The organism is Streptomyces olindensis, assembly GCF_040645895.1.
Lineage (GTDB): Bacteria > Actinomycetota > Actinomycetes > Streptomycetales > Streptomycetaceae > Streptomyces > Streptomyces olindensis.
On sequence record NZ_JBEYZD010000029.1, the window covers coordinates 38,397 to 56,782 of the forward strand.

Here is an 18,386-nt window from a genome sequence, read left to right on the forward strand (position 1 = left end):
CAGGCCGCGAACGTCAGAGCGCGGGTGCCGGAACGTACGGCGTGAGCTCCGCCGCCAGTTCCTCGTGGACCCGCACCTTGAGCAGGGTGCCCTCCGGGGTGTGCTCCTCGGAGATCACGTCGCCCTCGTCGTGGGCACGGGCGACCAGCTTGCCGTGCGTGTACGGCACGAGCGCCTCGATCTCGACGGACGGGCGGGGCAGCTCGTTGTCGATGAGAGCGAGCAGCTGGTCGATGTTCCGGCCGGTGCGGGCCGAGACGGCGATGGAGCGCTTCTCGACGCGCAGCAGCCGCTGGAGCGTCAGCGGGTCGGCCGCGTCCGCCTTGTTGATCACGACGATCTCGGGTACGTCGGTGGCGCCGACGTCCCTGATCACCTCGCGCACGGCGGCCAGCTGCTCCTCCGGGTTCGGGTGCGAACCGTCCACCACGTGCAGGATCAGGTCGGACTCGCCGACCTCCTCCATCGTGGAGCGGAACGCCTCGACCAAGTGGTGCGGCAGGTGGCGGACGAAGCCGACCGTGTCGGCCAGCGTGTACAGCCGTCCGCTCGGGGTCTCGGCCCGGCGCACGGTCGGGTCGAGGGTCGCGAACAGGGCGTTCTCGACCAGCACGCCCGCGCCCGTGAGGCGGTTGAGCAGGGAGGACTTGCCCGCGTTGGTGTAGCCCGCGATGGCCACGGACGGCACCTTGTGGCGCTTGCGCTCCTGACGCTTGATCTCGCGGCCGGTCTTCATCTCCGCGATCTCCCGGCGCATCTTCGCCATCTTCTCGCGGATCCGCCGCCGGTCCGTCTCGATCTTGGTCTCACCGGGACCACGGGTGGCGAGGCCGCCGCCCTTGCCGCCGCCCATCTGCCGGGACAGCGACTGACCCCAGCCGCGCAGCCTCGGCAGCATGTACTGCATCTGCGCGAGCGCGACCTGCGCCTTGCCCTCCCGGGACTTGGCGTGCTGGGCGAAGATGTCCAGGATCAGGGCCGTACGGTCGATGACCTTGACCTTGACGACGTCTTCGAGGTGGATGAGCTGGCCCGGGCTGAGCTCACCGTCGCAGATGACGGTGTCCGCGCCCGTCTCGATGACGACGTCCCGCAGCTCCTCGGCCTTGCCGGAGCCGATGTACGTGGCCGCGTCGGGCTTGTCGCGGCGCTGGATCACACCGTCGAGCACCAGCGCGCCCGCCGTCTCCGCGAGGGCGGCGAGCTCCGCGAGGGAGTTCTCCGCGTCCTGCACGGTCCCCGTGGTCCAGACGCCGACGAGGACGACCCGCTCCAGGCGGAGCTGGCGGTACTCGACCTCGGTGACGTCCTCGAGCTCGGTGGAGAGGCCCGCCACGCGGCGCAGAGCCGCGCGGTCGGAGCGGTCGAACTGGTCGCCGTCCCGCTCTCCGTCGATCTCGTGGCTCCAGGCGACGTCCTCTTCCATCAGGGCATCGGCCCGAAGACCCTCGGGGTGGCTGTGCGCGAAGCGCTTGGTGTCCTGGGAAGGGGAAGAAGAGGAGGTCATTGGATCCTTACGTAGCTGGGAAACCGTTGGGGGCGACGGAGCGCTCGGAGCCGTTCCGTCACTGTCGTCAACGCACGAGCCGTCCGGGAGATTCCCGGCGCTCGGTGCCGCGCCGACCTCAAGATGGTCGCACGGCACGGGGCGTCTCGTCACCGGGTTATCGGGCCGCGGCTCCCACCGGTACGGCCGCGGCCGGCTTCGCGGGTGTCTCCGGCTTCCACTCCGGGTGCCCCGGCATCGGCGGGGTCCGCTCGCCGTACAGCCAGCCCTGGAAGAAGGCGTCGAGGTCGCGCCCGGAGATTTCGGCGGCGAGCCGGACGAAGTCCTCGGTCGTGGCGTTGTCGTCCTGGTGGCGGCCGACCCAGGCGCGTTGCAGGCGTTCGAAGGCCGGGCGGCCGATCTCCTGGCGCAGGGCGTACAGGACGAGCGCGGCGCCGTCGTAGACGTTGGGCCGGAAGATGCCGGTCTTGCGGCCGGGCTCGGGGGCCTTGGGGGCGGCGGGCGGTCCGCCGGCGGCGCGCCAGCGGTCGGACGCGCCGTACGCGGCCTTCATGCGGTCCCGCATCGGCTTGCCGGCCTGTTCCTCGGCGTAGAGCGCCTCGTACCAGGTGGCGTGGCCCTCGCTGAGCCACAGGTCGGACCAGGTGCGGGGGGTGACGCTGTCGCCGAACCACTGGTGGGCCAGCTCGTGGACCATGATCGACTCGACGTACCAGGCGGGGTAGGCGGGCTCGGTGAAGAGTTCCCGCTCGAAGAGGGAGAGCGTCTGGGTCTCCAGTTCGAAGCCGGTGGAGACGTCGGCCATGAGGAGGCCGTACGTCTCGAAGGGGTAGCGGCCGACCTTGCTCTCCATCCAGGCGAGCTGGCCGGGGGTCTTCTCCAGCCAGGGTTCGAGGGCCTTGCGGTACCGGGTCGGTACGACGTCCCGTACGGGCAGGGCGTGCGGGCCGGTGCGGTGCAGCACCGTGGAGCGGCCGATGGAGACCTGGGCGAGTTCGGTGGCCATGGGGTGCTGCGTGCGGTACGTCCACGTGGTCGAGCCGCCGGACCGGTCGACGCCGGCGGGCAGGCCGTTGGCCACGGCCGTGTGGCCGTCGGGCGCGGTGACCCGGATGGTGAACATCGCCTTGTCGGAGGGATGGTCGTTGCAGGGGAACACCAGGTGCGCGGCGTCGGCCTGGTTCGCCATGGCGAGGCCGTCCGCCGTGCGCACCCAGCCGCCCTCGCGGCCCTTGGCCGGCACGGGGTCGCTGGTGTGGCGCACGGTGATCCGCATCCAGTTGCCGTCCGACACGGAGTCCTCGGGCGTGATCACCAGGTCCTCGCCGGCGGTGCGGTACGCGGCGGGCTCGCCGTCTAGCTCGATCGAGTGGACGGTGCCGTGGGCGAAGTCCAGGTTGATCCGGTCCAGGTCGGCGGTGGTCCAGGCGTCGATGGTGGTGACGGCGCGCAGCGGCTCGCTGTTGTTGCCGGGGTACGTGAAGGCGAGGTCGTACGACGCGACGTCGTAGCCGGGGTTGCCGAGGTGCGGGAAGAGGCGGTCGCCGACGCCGAGGGGGACGGCGGGGGCGCTCGCGGCGACGAGGCTGACGGAGACGGCCGAGGCGAGCAATGCGGCGGCCGTCCGGCGCCGGCGCGTGGGGGTGGCGGCCTGGCTGTGGGGGGTCGGGAGCATGCCCCACGGCTATCAGCGCGCGCGTGCGCGGCACGGACGACGCGCGCCCGGCCCACCCGAACCGGGGACCGGGGCCTGCGCCGCCTGCCGCCTCAGCCGCCCTGGGGCTGCGGCTGCGCGCGGCTCACGTCGTAGACCCCGGCCACGTTGCGCATGGCGCGCATCAGGGCGGGCAGGTGGGCCGCGTCCGGGAGCTCCACGGTGTACGTGTGGCGCACCTGCTGCTGGGTCGGGGGCTCGACGGTCGCGGAGACGATCTCGGCGCCTTCGAGGGCCATGGCCTCGGTGAGATCCGCGAGCAGATGGGGACGGACGAACGATTCGGCGACGAGCGTGACCCGGCACTCGGTGGCCTCCCCCCAGCGCACGCCGATCTCCGCACGCCCCCCGTCCCGCATGCGCGCCACCGCGGAGCACTCGGCGCGGTGCACGGTGACCGCTCCCCCGCGTACGGCGAAGCCGGTGATCTCGTCGGGCGGTACGGGAGTGCAGCAGCGGGCGAGCCGGACGGCCGCGCCGGGCCGGTCCGTGAGGACGTTGCCCGCTGCGGGCCGGGCGACGGGCTGCTCGGCGGCCGCGTCCGGGTCGGGTGCGCCGGCGGCCGGACGGTGAGCGGCCCGGCCCTGCGCGTCCTGCGCGTGCGCGTCGGTCCGCTGGGCCTCGGCCTGCGCGGGGTGGGCGGCGAGCCACCGCTGGATGGCGATCCGGGCCGCGGGCGTGTGGGCGTGCTCCAGCCACTCCCTGGAGGGCTCGGAGGCCGGGTCCTGGCCCATGAGGAGCTGGACGGTGTCGCCGTCCCGCAGCACGGTGCTCAGGGTCGCCAGGCGGCCGTTCACCCGGGCCCCGATGCAGGCGTGCGCGTCCTCGCCGTACTGGGCGTACGCGGCGTCCACGCAGGTCGCGCCGTCGGGCAGGCCGAGCGTGCCGCCGTCGGGCCGGAAGACGGTGATCTCGCGGTCCTGGGCGAGGTCCTCGCGCAGGGTCGACCAGAAGTGGTCGGGGTCGGGTGCCGCCTCCTGCCAGTCGAGGAGCCGGGAGAGCCAGCCGGGGCGGGTGGGGTCGACGCGCTCGCCGTCGGCCGGGTCGTCGGGGGCGGGTGCGTACGGGTTGCCGAGGGCGACGACTCCGGCCTCGGCGACCTTGTGCATCTGATGGGTGCGGATGAGGACCTCGACGACCTGGCCGTCCTCGCGCGCCACGGCCGTGTGCAGCGACTGGTAGAGGTTGAACTTGGGTACGGCGATGAAGTCCTTGAACTCGGAGACCACGGGCTTCATACAGGTGTGCAGCTCACCCAGGACGCCGTAGCAGTCGGCGTCCTCGTTCACCAGGACCAGGACGCGGCCGAAGTCGGAGCCGCGCAGCCGGCCGCGTTTGCGCGAGACGCGGTGCACCGAGACGAAGTGGCGGGGCCGGATGAGGACTTCGGCCGTGATGTCCGCCTCGCGGAGCACACCGCGTACCTCGTCGGCGACCTCGGCGAGCGGGTCGTCCGCGCGGGCGGCGTTGCGGACGATCAGCTCCCGGGTGTGCGCGTACTCCTCGGGGTGCAGGATCGCGAAGACCAGGTCTTCCAGTTCCGTCTTGAGCGCCTGGACGCCGAGCCGCTCGGCGAGCGGGATGAGCACGTCACGTGTCACCTTCGCGATGCGCTCCTGTTTCTCGGGGCGCATGACACCGAGGGTGCGCATGTTGTGCAGCCGGTCGGCGAGTTTGATCGACATGACCCGGACGTCGTTGCCGGTGGCGACGAGCATCTTGCGGAACGTCTCGGGTTCGGCGGCGGCGCCGTAGTCGACCTTCTCCAGTTTGGTGACGCCGTCGACCAGGTAGCGGACCTCCTCGCCGAACTGGTCGCGGACCTGGTCGAGCGTCACGTCCGTGTCCTCGACGGTGTCGTGGAGCAGGGAGGCGGTCAAGGTCGTGGTCTCGGCGCCGAGTTCGGCGAGGATGAGCGTCACGGCGAGCGGGTGCGTGATGTACGGCTCGCCGCTCTTGCGCATCTGGCCGCGGTGCGAGGACTCGGCCAGGACATAGGCACGGCGCAGGGGTTCGAGATCCGCATCGGGGTGGTGGGCGCGGTGGGCCTCGACGACGTGGCTGATGGCGTCGGGCAGCCGGTCGCGGGCGGCGGGGCCGAGCAGCGCGGCTCTGCCGAGGCGGCGCAGGTCGATCCGGGGGCGGGCCTTTCTGCGCGGCGCTGTCGGCGTCACCGGTCCCGACACCGCGCTCGGCATCGGGCCTGGGGTCACGGAATTCGTGGCCTCCGCACTCATGGGCACCTCCGGCTGCGTCAACCGGCGGACGGGGTGCCCCAGGGCGGACACGGCTCAGGGGGCGGCTTCGGTCCCCCGTCCGGGCCGGTGCTTGATGCTATCGAGCCCACCACGCGCGGCTGACCGCCTCTCGCCGAGCGTGAAACTGATCACCCATTCGAGGGACGAATGTGAGGTTTGTACCCCCACACAGCCAGGTCAGGGTGATCAGTTTCTCGCCAAGTGGCCGATTATCAGCGGTGGTTTCGGGTCGAGTGGTCGGGGACGAGCCTCTGTTTCAGGCCGGTCGTGTCCCGCTCACACGGCTGCGGCGGCGGCCAGCCAGTCCGCGTCGATCTCGCCCTCGGCCACGATCACCGCCGGGCCCGTCATCTCGATCTCGCCGTCCGGGCGCTCGGTGATCACGAGGGTGCCGCCGGGGACGTCCACGGTGTACGTCGCCGGGGCGCCGGTGACCGCCGGGTCGGCGCCGTCGCGGCGGGCGGTGGCCACGGCGACCGCGCACGCGCCCGTGCCGCACGAGCGGGTCTCGCCGGCGCCGCGCTCGTGCACGCGCAGCGCGACGTGCCGGGGGCCGCGGTCGACGACGAACTCGACGTTCACGCCGTCCGGGTAGGCGGTGGCCGGGCTGAAGGGAGGCGGGGAGAGCAGGTCGCCGGCGTGGGACAGGTCGTCGACGAAGGCCACCGCGTGCGGGTTGCCCATGTTGACGTTACGCGCGGGCCAGCTGCGCTCGCCCACACTCACCGTGACGTCGCCCTCGGGGAGCAGCGCCCTGCCCATGCCGACGGTGACGTCACCGTCCTTGGCGATGTGGACCCTCTTCACGCCGCCGCGCGTGGCGACCGCGAGGTCCCCCTCGGTCGTGTGCCCGGCGCGCTGGAGGTAGCGGGCGAAGACCCGTACGCCGTTGCCGCACATCTCGGCGATCGAGCCGTCGCCGTTGCGGTAGTCCATGAACCACTCCGCCTCGGCCGCCATGTGCCGGGCCTCGGGGTGCGCCTCGGATCGCACGACGTGCAGCAGTCCGTCGCCGCCGATGCCCGCGCGGCGGTCGCAGAGGGCTGCGACGGCGGCCGGGGGGAGGTCGATGGCGTTCTCGGGGTCCGGGACGATCACGAAGTCGTTCTCGGTGCCGTGACCCTTGAGGAAGGCGATCCGGGTGCTCATGCCCTCGATCGTACGGCGCGCTCCACGGGGAGGGGGCGGGGCGGTGGTCGCGTGCGCGTGCGTCGTGGCTGGTCGCGCCCACGCGGCGGAGCCGCATATCGACACAGCCCCGCGCCCCTGACGGGGCACGTCAGCGGAGCCGGGCCACCCGCCACACGGCCAGGACGACCACCGCGGCCACCATCACGGCGTACGCCAGGACGACACGCCAGTCCGGTCTGCGGCCCGAGCCCTTCGCCGGCAGGCCCGGCCAGGTGTAGCCGACGCGGCGGGCCGCCATCATGCCCCAGCCGGCCGCGCACGAGCAGATCAGCAGGCCGAGCATGGCGATGACGGCCCCGCTGTCGCCGAAGTCGAAGGCGAGCGGGAACGCGAACATCAGGGAGCCGAGGGCGGCCAGGCTCACGATGGGCGCGAGCTGCCAGATGCGCAGGCGCCGCTGCGGGCGCAGTTCGACCTCGACCTCGCCCGCGAACATCTCGCCGGGCTCGGGGCCGTCGTCCGTCACGCTCGGCGTCTCGTCGGGCCCGTCGGAGCTGAGGCGGTCCGTCTCCTGCTCCGGTCCGTCCTGGTGCCCCGGCTCATCCCGCTCGGCGGTGATGTGATCGGTGCTTTGTGCGGTGTCGCGAGGGCCGGCCTCCATCGCCACGCGCCCTCCCAACTAGGACTCAACTCGGTCGATCGAAGCTCGATGATGGCACGCCGCCGAAGGACCGGATGACGGCCTGGGCGTCCCGATGCCATGACGTGATCAGGCTGTAACCGGTCGTTCGACCAAGGACAGCGCGAGCTGCGGAAGTTCTGTGAGATCGGCCGCAGCCCCACTCAACCAGTGCACCCGCGGATCCCGCCTGAACCACGAATCCTGACGGCGCGCGAAGCGCTTGGTGGCACGTACGGTCTCGGCCCGCGCTTCGTCGAGAGTGCACTCCCCGGCGAGCGCCGCGAGCACCTGCTGGTAGCCGAGCGCGCGCGAGGCCGTACGCCCGTCACGCAACCCCTGCGCCTCCAGTGCGCGCACCTCGTCGACGAGTCCGGCGTCCCACATCCGGTCGACCCGGCGCGCGATGCGCTCGTCCAGCTCGGGGCGGCCCACGTCGACGCCGATCTGGAGCGTGTCGTACACCGAGTCGTGGCCGGGGAGGTTGGCGGTGAAGGGCCGGCCGGTGATCTCGATCACCTCCAGGGCGCGCACGACCCGGCGGCCGTTGCTCGGCAGGATCGCGCGAGCGGCCTCGGGGTCGGCGGCGGCCAGGCGGGCGTGCAGCGCGCCGGGGCCGCGCAGGGTGAGTTCCTCCTCCAGGCGGGCCCGGACCTCGGGGTCGGTGCCGGGGAACTCCAGGTTGTCGACGGCCCCGCGCACGTAGAGCCCCGATCCTCCGACCAGGATCGGCCAGCGGCCCTCGGCCAGCAGTGCCTCGATCCGCTCCCGGGCCAGGCGCTGGTACTCGGCGACGGACGCCGTGACGGTCACGTCCCAGATGTCCAGGAGGTGGTGCGGGACTCCGCCCCGCTCCTCGGGCGTCAGCTTGGCGGTGCCGATGTCCATCCCTCGGTAGAGCTGCATGGAGTCGGCGTTGACGACCTCGCCGCCGAGACGCTGGGCCAGGAAGACGCCCAGATCGGACTTTCCGGCCGCAGTTGGGCCGACGACGGCGATGACGCGGGGGGCGGGGGGTGCACTGCTCACCGCCCCAGTCTCGCAAACCTCCGACCCCACTCTCGAACGAGTTACGTGACGCCACGGCCCCGGGGTCGTTGCCCGTTGCGAGGTTCCTGCCGCCGGATCGCAGAGGCGGTGGCCCGGGCCGCGCAAACGGACGCACCGGGCAACGCGGGATTTCGCCCGCACGAGTAACGTATGGAGTGGATATGGGCGTTTTTGCACGACTTCTCCGGCGGTCCAAGGCCACAACGGAGGCGTCGTCCGCCGCCGAGGCACAGGCCGACACGGCGAAGGCCGGGCCCGAGGCGGAGAAGGCGGCCGAGGCTGTGGAGGCGAAGGGGACCGACGGACCCACGGAAGCGGACAAGCCCGCCGCCGAGGCCACCACCGAGGCCACCGAGACCGAGGGCGTCGACATCCCCAAGCAGCAGTCCTCCGACAAGGCGGCCGACAACGAGGCAGGCGAGGGCGCCCGCACCTGAGCGCCCCGCGCGAGGGAAGGTGAACCATGGGTCTCCTGGACAACGTGAAGGCCAAGCTGGGCCCGGCCAAGGGCAAGGTCTCGGACCTCGCGCAGCGGCACGAGGACAAGATCCAGCACGGTCTCGACAAGGCCGCGCAGGTCGTCGACAAGAGGACCAAGGGCAAGTACAGCGACAGGATCCAGTCGGGCACGGGCAGGGCCAAGGGCGCCATGGACCGACTCGCGCACAAGGGCGAGAGCGGACGGGACGTGGGGGGCACGACGCCCCCGCCCGGCACGAGCGGCGCCACCCCGCCGCCCGGCACGGGCGGCATGACACCGCCGCCCGGCACGAGCGGCGTGACACCGCCGCCGGAGGCACCACCGCCCGCTTCCTGAACGCACAACGGCACACTGAAGGGCACAACGGCGGACGGCCGCGGAGCACGAGCGCTCCCGGCCGTCCGCCGTTTCCCGCACCCGGGTGCCCGGAACCGCCGCCGCCGTCGTTCCCGCCGACGGCCCGGCTACGACCAGGCGGCGACGAGGTATCCCACGCCGTACGGCGCGTCCTCGTACAGCAGTGATCCGCCGAGGCCCGCGCCCTCGGCCGCGCCCGCCAGGACCTGCCAGGGGGCCCGGCCGGACACCTTCAGCTCGTGGGCGAGCCCGGTGTCCAGCGCGGTGAGTGCGGCCAGGTCGGCTCCGCGCAGCGCACGCGCGACCTCCGCGTCGAAGGGCGCCGCTCGTTCGTCGAGATAACCCGGGGCCTTGAGCGTCCGGCACGCGCTGGCGTCGCCCATCACGAGCAGGGCCACCCGCTCGGCCCGTCCGGCGACGTCCCGGCCCGTCGCGACACACCGCGCGGGCTCGAGTTCGTCCCCCACACCGAGCCCTTCGACCGGGGCGTCGGACCACCCGGTCCGCTCCAGCAGCCAGGCGGCCACCGCCAGCGAGTACGGCAGCGGCCGTTCCGCGTCGGCGCCCTCGCCCGGCCCCAGCCGTACGTCGAGGCCGACGCCGAAGCCCCGGAACGACCCTGGTGTGCCCTGCGGGTACGGCTCGAGCCCGGCGCCGTCCACCGGCCCGACGACCACGAGCCGGCCGGGCCGGGCGGCGGCGAGCACGCCCAGCGCGTCCGTACAGGCGGCTCGCGCGGCGTCCAGCTCGGGAGCGGCGCCCGCGGCGACCTCGGGAACCAGCAAGGGCGGGCAGGGACAGACAGCGGCGGCGACAAGCATGATCGGCAGGGTAACCCTCAGGGCCCGCTTCCACGCATGCCGACCACGGCCGCGTCCCGCCTCCTGTGGTCGCCGCCTGCGCTCTTGAGATCAGTCGCAGCCGCAGCCGCTCGCCGCGACGGGCAGGGGCTCCGGGGCCCCGATCTTCGGCAGGCCCAGCATCACACCGGCGGGCTTGGCCTGCTCGGCGGCGTTCCGCTTCTCCCAGGCGTCGCCCGCGCGCGTGCGGCGCACGTCGAGGACGGGGCCCTCGGCGAGGAGGTGGTGCGGGGCGGCGTAGGTGATCTCGACCGTGACCACGTCACCGGGGCGGACCTCCTGGTCCGGCTTGGTGAAGTGGACCAGGCGGTTGTCGGGGGCGCGGCCGGACAGGCGGTGCGTGGTGTCGTCCTTGCGGCCCTCGCCCTCGGCGACCATCAGCTCCAGCGTGCGGCCGACCTGCTTCTTGTTCTCCTCCCACGAGATCTCCTCCTGGAGGGCGACGAGACGCTCGTAGCGCTCCTGGACGACCTTCTTGGGGATCTGGCCGTCCATCTCGGCGGCCGGGGTGCCGGGCCGCTTGGAGTACTGGAAGGTGAAGGCCTGGGCGAAGCGGGCCTCGCGCACCACGTGCAGCGTCTGCTCGAAGTCCTCCTCGGTCTCGCCGGGGAAGCCCACGATGATGTCCGTGCTGATCGCGGCGTGCGGGATGGCGGCGCGGACCTTCTCGATGATCCCCAGGAAGCGCTCCTGGCGGTAGGAGCGGCGCATCGCCTTCAGGACCGGGTCGGACCCGGACTGGAGCGGCATGTGCAGCTGCGGCATCACGTTCGGCGTCTCGGCCATGGCGGCGATGACGTCGTCGGTGAAGTCGCGCGGGTGCGGCGAGGTGAAGCGGACGCGCTCCAGGCCGTCGATCTTGCCGCAGGCGCGCAGCAGCTTGCTGAAGGCCTCGCGGTCGCCGATGTCCGAGCCGTACGCGTTGACGTTCTGCCCGAGCAGGGTGACCTCGGAGACGCCCTCGGCGACCAGGGCCTCGATCTCGGCGAGGATGTCCCCGGGGCGGCGGTCCTTCTCCTTGCCGCGCAGGGCCGGGACGATGCAGAACGTGCAGGTGTTGTTGCAGCCGACGGAGATCGAGACCCAGGCCGCGTACGCGCTCTCGCGGCGCGTGGGCAGCGTCGACGGGAACGCCTCCAGGGACTCGGCGATCTCGACCTGCGCCTCCTCCTGGACGCGGGCGCGCTCCAGCAGGACGGGCAGCTTGCCGATGTTGTGCGTGCCGAAGACGACGTCCACCCAGGGCGCCTTCTTCACGATGGTGTCCCGGTCCTTCTGCGCCAGGCAGCCGCCGACCGCGATCTGCATGCCCGGGCGGGCGGCCTTCTTCGGCGCGAGGTGGCCGAGGTTGCCGTACAGCTTGTTGTCGGCGTTCTCCCGCACGGCGCAGGTGTTGAAGACGACGACGTCGGCCGCGTCGGCGCCCTCGGGGGCGCGGACGTACCCCGCGTCCTCCAGCAGCCCGGCCAATCGCTCGGAGTCGTGGACGTTCATCTGGCACCCGTAGGTGCGTACCTCGTACGTGCGCGTGCCGCCCACTGACTGGCTCCGGTCGATGCTGCTCATGGGGACAAGGGTAGGCGGTCGGCGGAAGTGGCTCGGTCGCCTGTGGACAACCGGGCCCCGGGGTCACGGCTCGATCAGGCCGGCCCGGATCGCGTACCGGGTCAGCTCCAGGCGGTCGCGCATGCCGAGCTTCTGCAGGAGGTTGGCGCGGTGGCGTTCGACGGTCTTGGCGCTGATGAAGAGGAGTTCGCCGATCTCCTTCGAGGTGTGGCCCTCGGCGACCAGTTTGAGGATCTCCTCCTCGCGCTCGGTGATGGCGCGTTCGGGCAGGCCGTCGCCCCGGCGCAGCCGCTCCAGGTAGGAGCGGACGAGGGTCCGCTCGGCGCCCGGGTAGATGAAGGGCTCGTCGCGCACGGCCGCCCGGCAGGCCTCGACCAGGTCGCGGTCGGCGACGGACTTGAGGACGTAGCCGCTGGCGCCGGCCCTGAGCGCCTCGAAGAAGTACTCCTCGTTGTCGTACATCGTCAGGATCAGGATGTGCAGGTCGGGCAGCCGACGGGACAGCTCGCGGGCCGCTTGGAGGCCGGTCATGCGGGGCATGGCCACGTCGAGGACGGCCAGGTCGACGGGGGTTTCCCGGGCGAGCGCGACGGCCTCGGCCCCGTCCCCGGCCTCGGCGACCACGGTCAGGTCCGGTTCCCCGTCGAGGATGAGGCGCACGCCTCGGCGTACGAGGGTGTGGTCGTCGGCGAGCAGGACGCGGATCGGGGTGGACATCAGCGGGGTCCTTCGGTTCAGCGGGGGCCTTCGGTTCCGTGGGGCCCTTCGATTCAGCGGGGGCCTTCCGTTCGGCGGGAGCCTTCCGTTCGGCGGGAGCCTTCGGTGACGGGGATGCGCAGCCGCACGTCGGTGCCCCGGCCCGGGGCCGGCTCCACGGTGAGGGCGGCGCCTACCAGGAGGGCGCGTTCGCGCATCCCCGTGATGCCGGCGCCCTCGGGTGCGGTGCCGAGGCCCGTGCCGTTGTCGCGTACGAGGAGCTCGACGCCGCCGGGCACCGGCCGGAGCCGGAGTTCGGCCCGGTCGGCGGCGGCGTGCCGGGCGGTGTTGGTGAGGCCTTCCTGGGCCACCCGGTAGACGACGAGTTCCGATTCCGGAGTCAGGGCGGGGAGGTCGCCGGTGACGTGGTGGCGCACGGTGAGCCCATGGGTGGTGAACTCGGCGGCGAGCGAGCGCAGGGCGCTGGCCAGCCCCAGCTCCTCCAGGACACCGGGGCGCAGCCTGCGGGCGATGCGGCGGATCTCGTCCAGTCCGGCCCGGGTGGCCTCCTGCGCCTGGCCCACGTCCTCGCGCAGGTCCTCGGGCGCCCGGTCCGCGACGCGCTTGAGCTGGAGGAGGACGGCGGTCAGGGTCTGCCCGACCTCGTCGTGGAGTTCCCGGGCGATCCGGTGCCGTTCGCTCTCCTGGGCGGAGAGCGCCCGGGCGGCGCCCGTGGCCCGCTCGGCCTCCAGCCGGTCGAGCATCGTGTTGTACGTCGTGATCAGCCCGGCCGTCTCCGCCGGACCGGCGACCACCGGGCGGGATCCCGGACGCAGCAGGTCGGCGGTGGCCATGGCCCGGTCCAGCCGTTGCAGCGGCACGAGGCCGAAGCGCAGGACGAGCGCGTTGCCCGCGAGCAGCAGCGCCAGCCCGCCGAGCAGGACGACCGCCTCGCCCGCCAGGACCGGGGTGGAGACGGTGACCGGACCGAGCAGCAGCGCGGTGGCCACGACCAGACCCGCGGCATTGAGCGAGAAGATCCGCCAGAACAACGACACGTGTCTGGATCCGCCCCTTCCGGCCTTCGCGTACGCCATCGCCCCCTCGACCCTCTCCGACGGCCGGCCGCTGCGTATATCCGTCACGACACCCATGTCGTCACCGTACGGCCGGATGACAGCATGCGGAGTCGACCGCTCGGTGATCGGCACCGGTCACCACACCGACAACAAGCACCACACAGCACGCATCACCCAGCACGCATCACACATCACTTCACACACCACTTCACACGCCACAAGAACTACAAGAACTAGGGGAAAGAAACGTGTCAGCACCGCGCCTGAGGGCGACGCCGCTGCCGGGTATCGGGGTCCAGTACGACATGGAGACCCGGGAACACCGCCATCTGTCGGTGGTGGCGCACCGCGACGGGACGCGCACGGTGAACGTGTACCGGGCCGACGATCCCGACTCCTGCGCGCAGTCGCTGCGGCTGACCAGCTCGGAGGCGGGGTCGCTGATCGACGCGCTGAAGCCGTCGCACCACAGCCCGAGCCTGCTGTACACCACGGACCTGGGACTGGTCGCCGAGCGCGTCGAGGTGGCCGCGACCTCGCGCTGGAACGGGCGGGTGCTGGGCGACACGCGGATGCGGACGGACACGGGAGCGTCGGTCGTGGCCGTGCTGCGCCGGGCCGAGGCAATCCCGTCGCCGGCACCCGATTTCCGGCTGGCGGGCGGTGACACGCTGATCGTCGTCGGCACCCGTGAGGGCGTCGACGCGGCCGCGACGATACTCGGGCGGGAGTGAGCCGGTGCACTCCGCGGTCCTGCTGATCGAGTTCGGTTCCATCATTCTCGGCCTCGGCCTGCTCGGCCGGTTCGCCGCCCGTTTCCGGCTGTCGCCCATACCGCTGTACCTCCTGGCCGGCCTGGCGTTCGGCGAGGGCGGTCTGCTGCCGCTGGGCGCGAGCGAGGAGTTCATCGCCACGGGCGCCGAGATCGGCGTCATCCTGCTGCTGCTGATGCTGGGCCTCGAGTACACGGCGACCGACCTGGTCTCCAACCTCAAGACCCACTACCCGTCCGGTCTGGTCGACTGCGCGCTCAACGCGCTGCCCGGGGCGGCGGTGGCGCTGCTGCTCGGCTGGGGGCCGGTGGCCGCCGTCGTCCTGGCCGGTGTCACCTGGATCTCGTCATCCGGCGTGATCGCGAAGGTGCTCGGCGACCTGGGCCGGGTCGGCAACCGGGAGACGCCGGTGATCCTCAGCGTGCTGGTGCTGGAGGACCTGGCGATGGCGGTGTACCTGCCGATCGTGACGGCGCTGGTGGCGGGGGTCGGCCTGATGGCCGGGAGCGTGACCCTGGCGATCGCGCTGGGCGCGGCGGGGCTCGTGCTGTTCCTGGCCCTGCGCTACGGCAGGGTCATCTCGCGGTTCGTCTCCAGCGACGATCCGGAGAAGCTGCTGCTGGTCGTGCTGGGCCTGACGATCCTGGTCGCGGGTGTCGCCCAGCAACTGCAGGTGTCGGCGGCGGTCGGGGCGTTCCTGGTGGGCATCGCGCTGTCGGGCGAGGTGGCGGAGGGTGCGCACACCCTGCTGAGCCCTCTGCGTGACCTGTTCGCGGCGGTCTTCTTCGTCTTCTTCGGGCTGCACACCGACCCGTCGAGCATCCCGCCCGTCCTGCTGCCGGCCCTGGGGCTGGCCGTCGTCACCGCGCTGACGAAGATCGCCACCGGCTACTGGGCCGCCCGGCGGGCCGGGATCTCCGTCAAGGGGCGCTGGCGGGCGGGCGGCGCGTTGGTCGCCCGCGGGGAGTTCTCGATCGTCATCGCGGGGCTCGCCGTCGCGGCCGGCGTCGAGCCGTCCCTCGGTCCCCTGGCCACGGCGTACGTGCTGATCCTGGTCGTCCTGGGGCCGCTCACCGCGCGGTACACCGAGCCGGTGGCGACCTGGTGGAGCCGACGCCGTGAGCCCGGCCGGCCGGAGCGCGCGCCGCGGGCGGCGGAAGCCGAGGCTCCGGTCGCCGACTGAGGCAGCGGTGCCGGGTGGGACCGGTCGGACCGAGCGGGACCGGTGGGACCGGGTGGCCGGGTGCACTCAGGTATCCAGGTGTCGTCAGAGGTATCCAGGTGTCGTCAGACACCCAGGTGAGTCGTCACCCGCAACAGCTCAGGTCACTCGCCCCCGCCCGGCACCCACCCCTGCTTCCGCAGCACCCCCGGCACGTCCGGTGCCTCGTAGTGCTCGCCCTTGAGGACCTTGCCGTCCTCGCGGCGGGAGACGGAGCCGTCGGGCCCGATCTTGGTCATGTTGGAGCGGTGGACCTCGGCCAGCACCGCGTCGAGGTCGATGCCGTGGACGAGGGCGGTGCCGTACGCGACGTAGACGACGTCCGCCAGCTCGTGTGCGAGCCGGTCCAGCGGACCCGTCACCGACACCTCGGCGACCTCCGCGGCCTCCTCCGCGAGGAGTTCGCCGCGGTGGGCGGCGAGTTCCGGGGAGACCTCCGTCGGGGTGCTGCGGGCGTCCAGGCCGAAGGCGCGGTGGAATTCACGGACCAGGTCAGCGGGCGAGGAGCTCATGACGGCGACTGTAGTGGCCGCCACTGACACCCCGGCCCGCCCGTCCCGCGGGACCCGCCCTGGTCAGACCGGCCCCGGGGCTGGCAGGATCTCGCGCATGTCCAGGACGCTCCCCCGTATCGGCAGGAACCGGGCTCTGCAGGGCGGTGCCGCCTCCCTCCTGGTCCTCGGGCTGCTGCTGTGGTGGCTGCGCCCCTGGGCCGAGGAGCCGCCGGCCGGGACGATCAGGTTCAGCACGGGCACGCGCGCGGGGGTCTACCACGAGTACGGCGAGCTCCTGCGCACCGAGATCGACAAGGACATGCCGGATCTGAAGGTGCGGCTGCTGACCAGTGCCGGTTCGCAGGAGAACGTCGCGGACGTGGCGACGGGCAAGGCCGACTTCGCGATCGCCGCGGCCGACGCGGTCGCCACGTACAAGTTCGACAACAGCGAGGGCGCCGACCGGCTGCGCGGCGTCGCACGCCTGTACGACGACTACGTCCAGCTGGTCGTGCCGCCCGACTCGGACATCCGCTCCGTCGCGGACCTGCGGGGCAAGCGCGTGGCCATAGGGCTGCCCGACTCCGGTGTGCGGCTGATCGCGAACGGCGTGCTCAAGGCGGCCGGTATCGACCCGGAGAAGGACATCAAGCCGTCGTCGGACGGCATCGACACCGGGCCGAAGCGGCTGGGGCACGGCCTCGACGCGTTCTTCTGGTCGGGCGGGCTGCCCACGGACGGGCTCAGCCGGCTGGCCAAGAAGTCGGCGTCGGCCTTCCGGTTCGTGCCGATCGACGCCCGGCTCGTGGCCAAGCTGCACGAACAGGGCGGTGCCACGCGGTACTACCGCGCCACCAAGATGCCGGAGTCGGCCTACCCCACCATCCAGCGTGGTGATCCGGTGCCCACCCTCGCGGTGTCGAACCTGCTGGTCACACGCAACGACATGGATCCCCGGCTCACCGAGTGGCTGACCCGCACGGTGATCGACAGCCGCGACGGCATCGGCGCGACCGTCCACTCCGCCCAGCTGGTCGACGTCCGCACGGCGATCTACACCGACCCGCTCCAGCTGCACCTCGGCGCCCAGCGCTACTACCGGTCGGTCAAGCCGTAGGCCCCGACCTGGGCACCCGCACGGTCACCCGGAGTCCGTGCGGCTCGTTGCGGTCGTAGGCGATCGAGCCGCCGCCGGCGGCGAGCAGCGCCCGGGAGATGGACAGTCCGAGGCCCGAGCCCTTGATGTTCTGGTGCCGGCCGCTGCGCCAGAAGCGGTCGCCGATGCGGGCCAGTTCCTCGTCGGTGAGGCCGGGGCCGTGGTCGGAGACGACGATGGTGGAGGTGTTGCCGTTCGAGGCGACGCCCACCTCGACGGTCTGGTCCTCGGGCGTGAACTTCACCGCGTTGTCGATGACCGCGTCCAGAGCGCTGGAGAGCGCGACCGGGTCGGCCCACGCGGTCGTGGGCGGGCAGTCGCCCACCAGCCGCACGCCCTTGGCCTCGGCGGTCGGGGCCCAGGCCGCGACGCGTTCGGCGGCGAGCGCGCCGATGTCGGTGATCTTCAGGTCCGCCTCGGTGTGCTCGGCCAGCGCCAGGTCGAGCAGGTCGTCCAGGACCTGCGCGAGGCGCTTGCCCTCGGCCTGGACCGAGGCGATCTCCTTGTTGCCCTCGGGCAGCTCGAAGGAGAGCAGCTCGATACGGAGCAGCAGCGCCGCGAGCGGATTGCGCAACTGGTGCGAGGCGTCTGCGACGAAGGCGCGCTGCTGCTCCAGGACGTCCTCGACGTTGTCCGCCATCTCGTTGAACGACCGGGCCAGGCGGCGGAGTTCCGGTGGCCCGCCGGCGGCGGCGACCCGGGACTTCAGCCGTCCGGTGGCGATGTCGTGGGTGGTGGCGTCCAGGACGCGCACCGGCTTGAGCACCCAGCCGGTCAGCCGCAGGGCGGCGCCGACGGCCAGCAGCATCGCGGCGGACTCGCCCGCGCCTATGACCAGCCAGCCGTGCAGCGTGCGCGAGCGCAGCTGCCCGGTCGGCGAGTCGGTGACGACGACCGCGACGACGTCCCCGTCCCGGATGACCGGCGAGGCGACCACGAGGTTGCGGCGCTGCCAGGGCCACACCTGCCGCGGGTCGTGGCTGCGGCGGCTGAGCAGCGCCTCGTCGAAGGCCTCGCGCACCTCGCCCTCCTCCGGCAGGGACCACCTGGCCGGGGCGTGGGCCATGGCGATGCCGCTGCGGTAGAAGACACCGGCCCGGATGCCGTAGACGTCGTGGTAGCTGTCGAGTTCGCTGCTGAGCGTCGCCAGGCGCTCGTTCTCGAACGCTCCGGCGGTCCCGTCGGGCGAGTCGGTGACGAACTGGGCGAGGGCCGCGAAGCGCGCGGTGTCGTCGATGCGGTCCACGACGACCTTCTGCTGCTGGGCGCCGGCCAGGCTGACGGCGAGCGGCACACCGAGCGCGAGCAGCACGGCCGCCATCAGGACGATCAGCAGCGGGAGCAGACGAGTGCGCACCCGGCC

General features: G+C 72.4%; 17 protein-coding genes. 5 read left to right on the forward strand and 12 right to left on the reverse strand.

Features of this window, described 5'->3' with window-relative positions:
• Window positions 1-13: 13 nt before the first annotated feature.
• From hflX to miaA, 6 genes are all read right to left on the reverse strand, one after another.
• A complete protein-coding gene (gene hflX, locus ABZ948_RS20075; protein WP_031116926.1) occupies window positions 14-1,507 on the reverse strand; it encodes a GTPase HflX in 1,494 nt (497 codons plus the stop codon).
• A 157-nt stretch (window positions 1,508-1,664) separates the two neighbouring features.
• The gene (locus ABZ948_RS20080) at window positions 1,665-3,182 is read right to left on the reverse strand and encodes a M1 family metallopeptidase (protein WP_359761324.1); all 1,518 of its coding nucleotides are present in this window, start codon (window positions 3,180-3,182) and stop codon (window positions 1,665-1,667) included.
• Between the two features lie 92 nt (window positions 3,183-3,274).
• The gene (locus ABZ948_RS20085; protein WP_359761326.1) at window positions 3,275-5,458 is read right to left on the reverse strand and encodes a RelA/SpoT family protein; all 2,184 of its coding nucleotides are present in this window, start codon (window positions 5,456-5,458) and stop codon (window positions 3,275-3,277) included.
• A gap of 297 nt (window positions 5,459-5,755) precedes the next feature.
• Window positions 5,756-6,628, reverse strand: coding sequence for a diaminopimelate epimerase (gene dapF, locus ABZ948_RS20090; protein WP_359761328.1), 873 nt, complete (start codon window positions 6,626-6,628; stop codon window positions 5,756-5,758).
• 130 nt (window positions 6,629-6,758) lie between these two features.
• Window positions 6,759-7,271, reverse strand: a complete 513-nt coding sequence (locus ABZ948_RS20095) for a hypothetical protein (protein ID WP_359761411.1) — start codon at window positions 7,269-7,271, stop codon at window positions 6,759-6,761.
• A gap of 108 nt (window positions 7,272-7,379) precedes the next feature.
• Complete coding sequence (gene miaA, locus ABZ948_RS20100; protein WP_359761330.1) at window positions 7,380-8,318, reverse strand: tRNA (adenosine(37)-N6)-dimethylallyltransferase MiaA; 939 nt, start codon at window positions 8,316-8,318, stop codon at window positions 7,380-7,382.
• Window positions 8,319-8,500: 182 nt separating this feature from the next.
• Here miaA and ABZ948_RS20105 point away from each other — a divergent pair, with 182 nt between their 5' ends.
• Both ABZ948_RS20105 and ABZ948_RS20110 read left to right on the forward strand, forming a co-directional pair.
• Entirely contained in the window at window positions 8,501-8,776 is a 276-nt protein-coding gene (locus ABZ948_RS20105) for a hypothetical protein (RefSeq protein ID WP_359761332.1), read from the forward strand.
• 26 nt (window positions 8,777-8,802) lie between these two features.
• A complete protein-coding gene (locus tag ABZ948_RS20110; protein WP_359761334.1) occupies window positions 8,803-9,156 on the forward strand; it encodes an antitoxin in 354 nt (117 codons plus the stop codon).
• A gap of 128 nt (window positions 9,157-9,284) precedes the next feature.
• Here ABZ948_RS20110 and ABZ948_RS20115 read toward each other — a convergent pair whose 3' ends face one another.
• From ABZ948_RS20115 to ABZ948_RS20130, 4 genes are all read right to left on the reverse strand, one after another.
• Window positions 9,285-9,998, reverse strand: coding sequence for a class III extradiol dioxygenase subunit B-like domain-containing protein (locus ABZ948_RS20115; protein ID WP_359761336.1), 714 nt, complete (start codon window positions 9,996-9,998; stop codon window positions 9,285-9,287).
• Between the two features lie 90 nt (window positions 9,999-10,088).
• Window positions 10,089-11,603 carry a tRNA (N6-isopentenyl adenosine(37)-C2)-methylthiotransferase MiaB gene (miaB, locus tag ABZ948_RS20120; RefSeq protein WP_356619433.1) on the reverse strand — a complete coding sequence of 505 codons (1,515 nt, stop codon included), beginning with the start codon at window positions 11,601-11,603 and terminating at the stop codon, window positions 10,089-10,091.
• A gap of 63 nt (window positions 11,604-11,666) precedes the next feature.
• Window positions 11,667-12,320: a response regulator gene (locus ABZ948_RS20125; RefSeq protein WP_359761338.1), complete on the reverse strand. Its 654-nt coding sequence runs from the start codon at window positions 12,318-12,320 to the stop codon at window positions 11,667-11,669.
• Window positions 12,321-12,373: 53 nt separating this feature from the next.
• The gene (locus ABZ948_RS20130) at window positions 12,374-13,453 is read right to left on the reverse strand and encodes a sensor histidine kinase (RefSeq protein ID WP_359761340.1); all 1,080 of its coding nucleotides are present in this window, start codon (window positions 13,451-13,453) and stop codon (window positions 12,374-12,376) included.
• A 173-nt stretch (window positions 13,454-13,626) separates the two neighbouring features.
• Between ABZ948_RS20130 and ABZ948_RS20135 the strand changes: the two genes are divergently transcribed.
• On the forward strand, window positions 13,627-14,112 hold the full coding sequence (locus ABZ948_RS20135; protein WP_359761342.1) for a cation:proton antiporter regulatory subunit: 486 nt from the start codon (window positions 13,627-13,629) through the stop codon (window positions 14,110-14,112).
• Window positions 14,113-14,116: 4 nt separating this feature from the next.
• Window positions 14,117-15,334 (forward strand): cation:proton antiporter, encoded by a 1,218-nt coding sequence (locus tag ABZ948_RS20140; protein ID WP_359761344.1) that lies wholly within the window; start codon window positions 14,117-14,119, stop codon window positions 15,332-15,334.
• A gap of 143 nt (window positions 15,335-15,477) precedes the next feature.
• On the opposite strand, the gene ABZ948_RS20145 is transcribed toward ABZ948_RS20140, so the two are convergent.
• Window positions 15,478-15,885, reverse strand: a complete 408-nt coding sequence (locus ABZ948_RS20145) for a pyrophosphohydrolase domain-containing protein (RefSeq protein ID WP_359761346.1) — start codon at window positions 15,883-15,885, stop codon at window positions 15,478-15,480.
• Window positions 15,886-15,982: 97 nt separating this feature from the next.
• Between ABZ948_RS20145 and ABZ948_RS20150 the strand changes: the two genes are divergently transcribed.
• The gene (locus ABZ948_RS20150) at window positions 15,983-16,984 is read left to right on the forward strand and encodes a TAXI family TRAP transporter solute-binding subunit (protein WP_359761348.1); all 1,002 of its coding nucleotides are present in this window, start codon (window positions 15,983-15,985) and stop codon (window positions 16,982-16,984) included.
• Here ABZ948_RS20150 and ABZ948_RS20155 read toward each other — a convergent pair.
• A complete protein-coding gene (locus ABZ948_RS20155) occupies window positions 16,974-18,380 on the reverse strand; it encodes a sensor histidine kinase (RefSeq protein ID WP_359761350.1) in 1,407 nt (468 codons plus the stop codon). The two genes, ABZ948_RS20150 and ABZ948_RS20155, sit on opposite strands and share 11 nt — an antisense overlap.
• Between the last annotated feature and the right edge of the window lie 6 nt (window positions 18,381-18,386).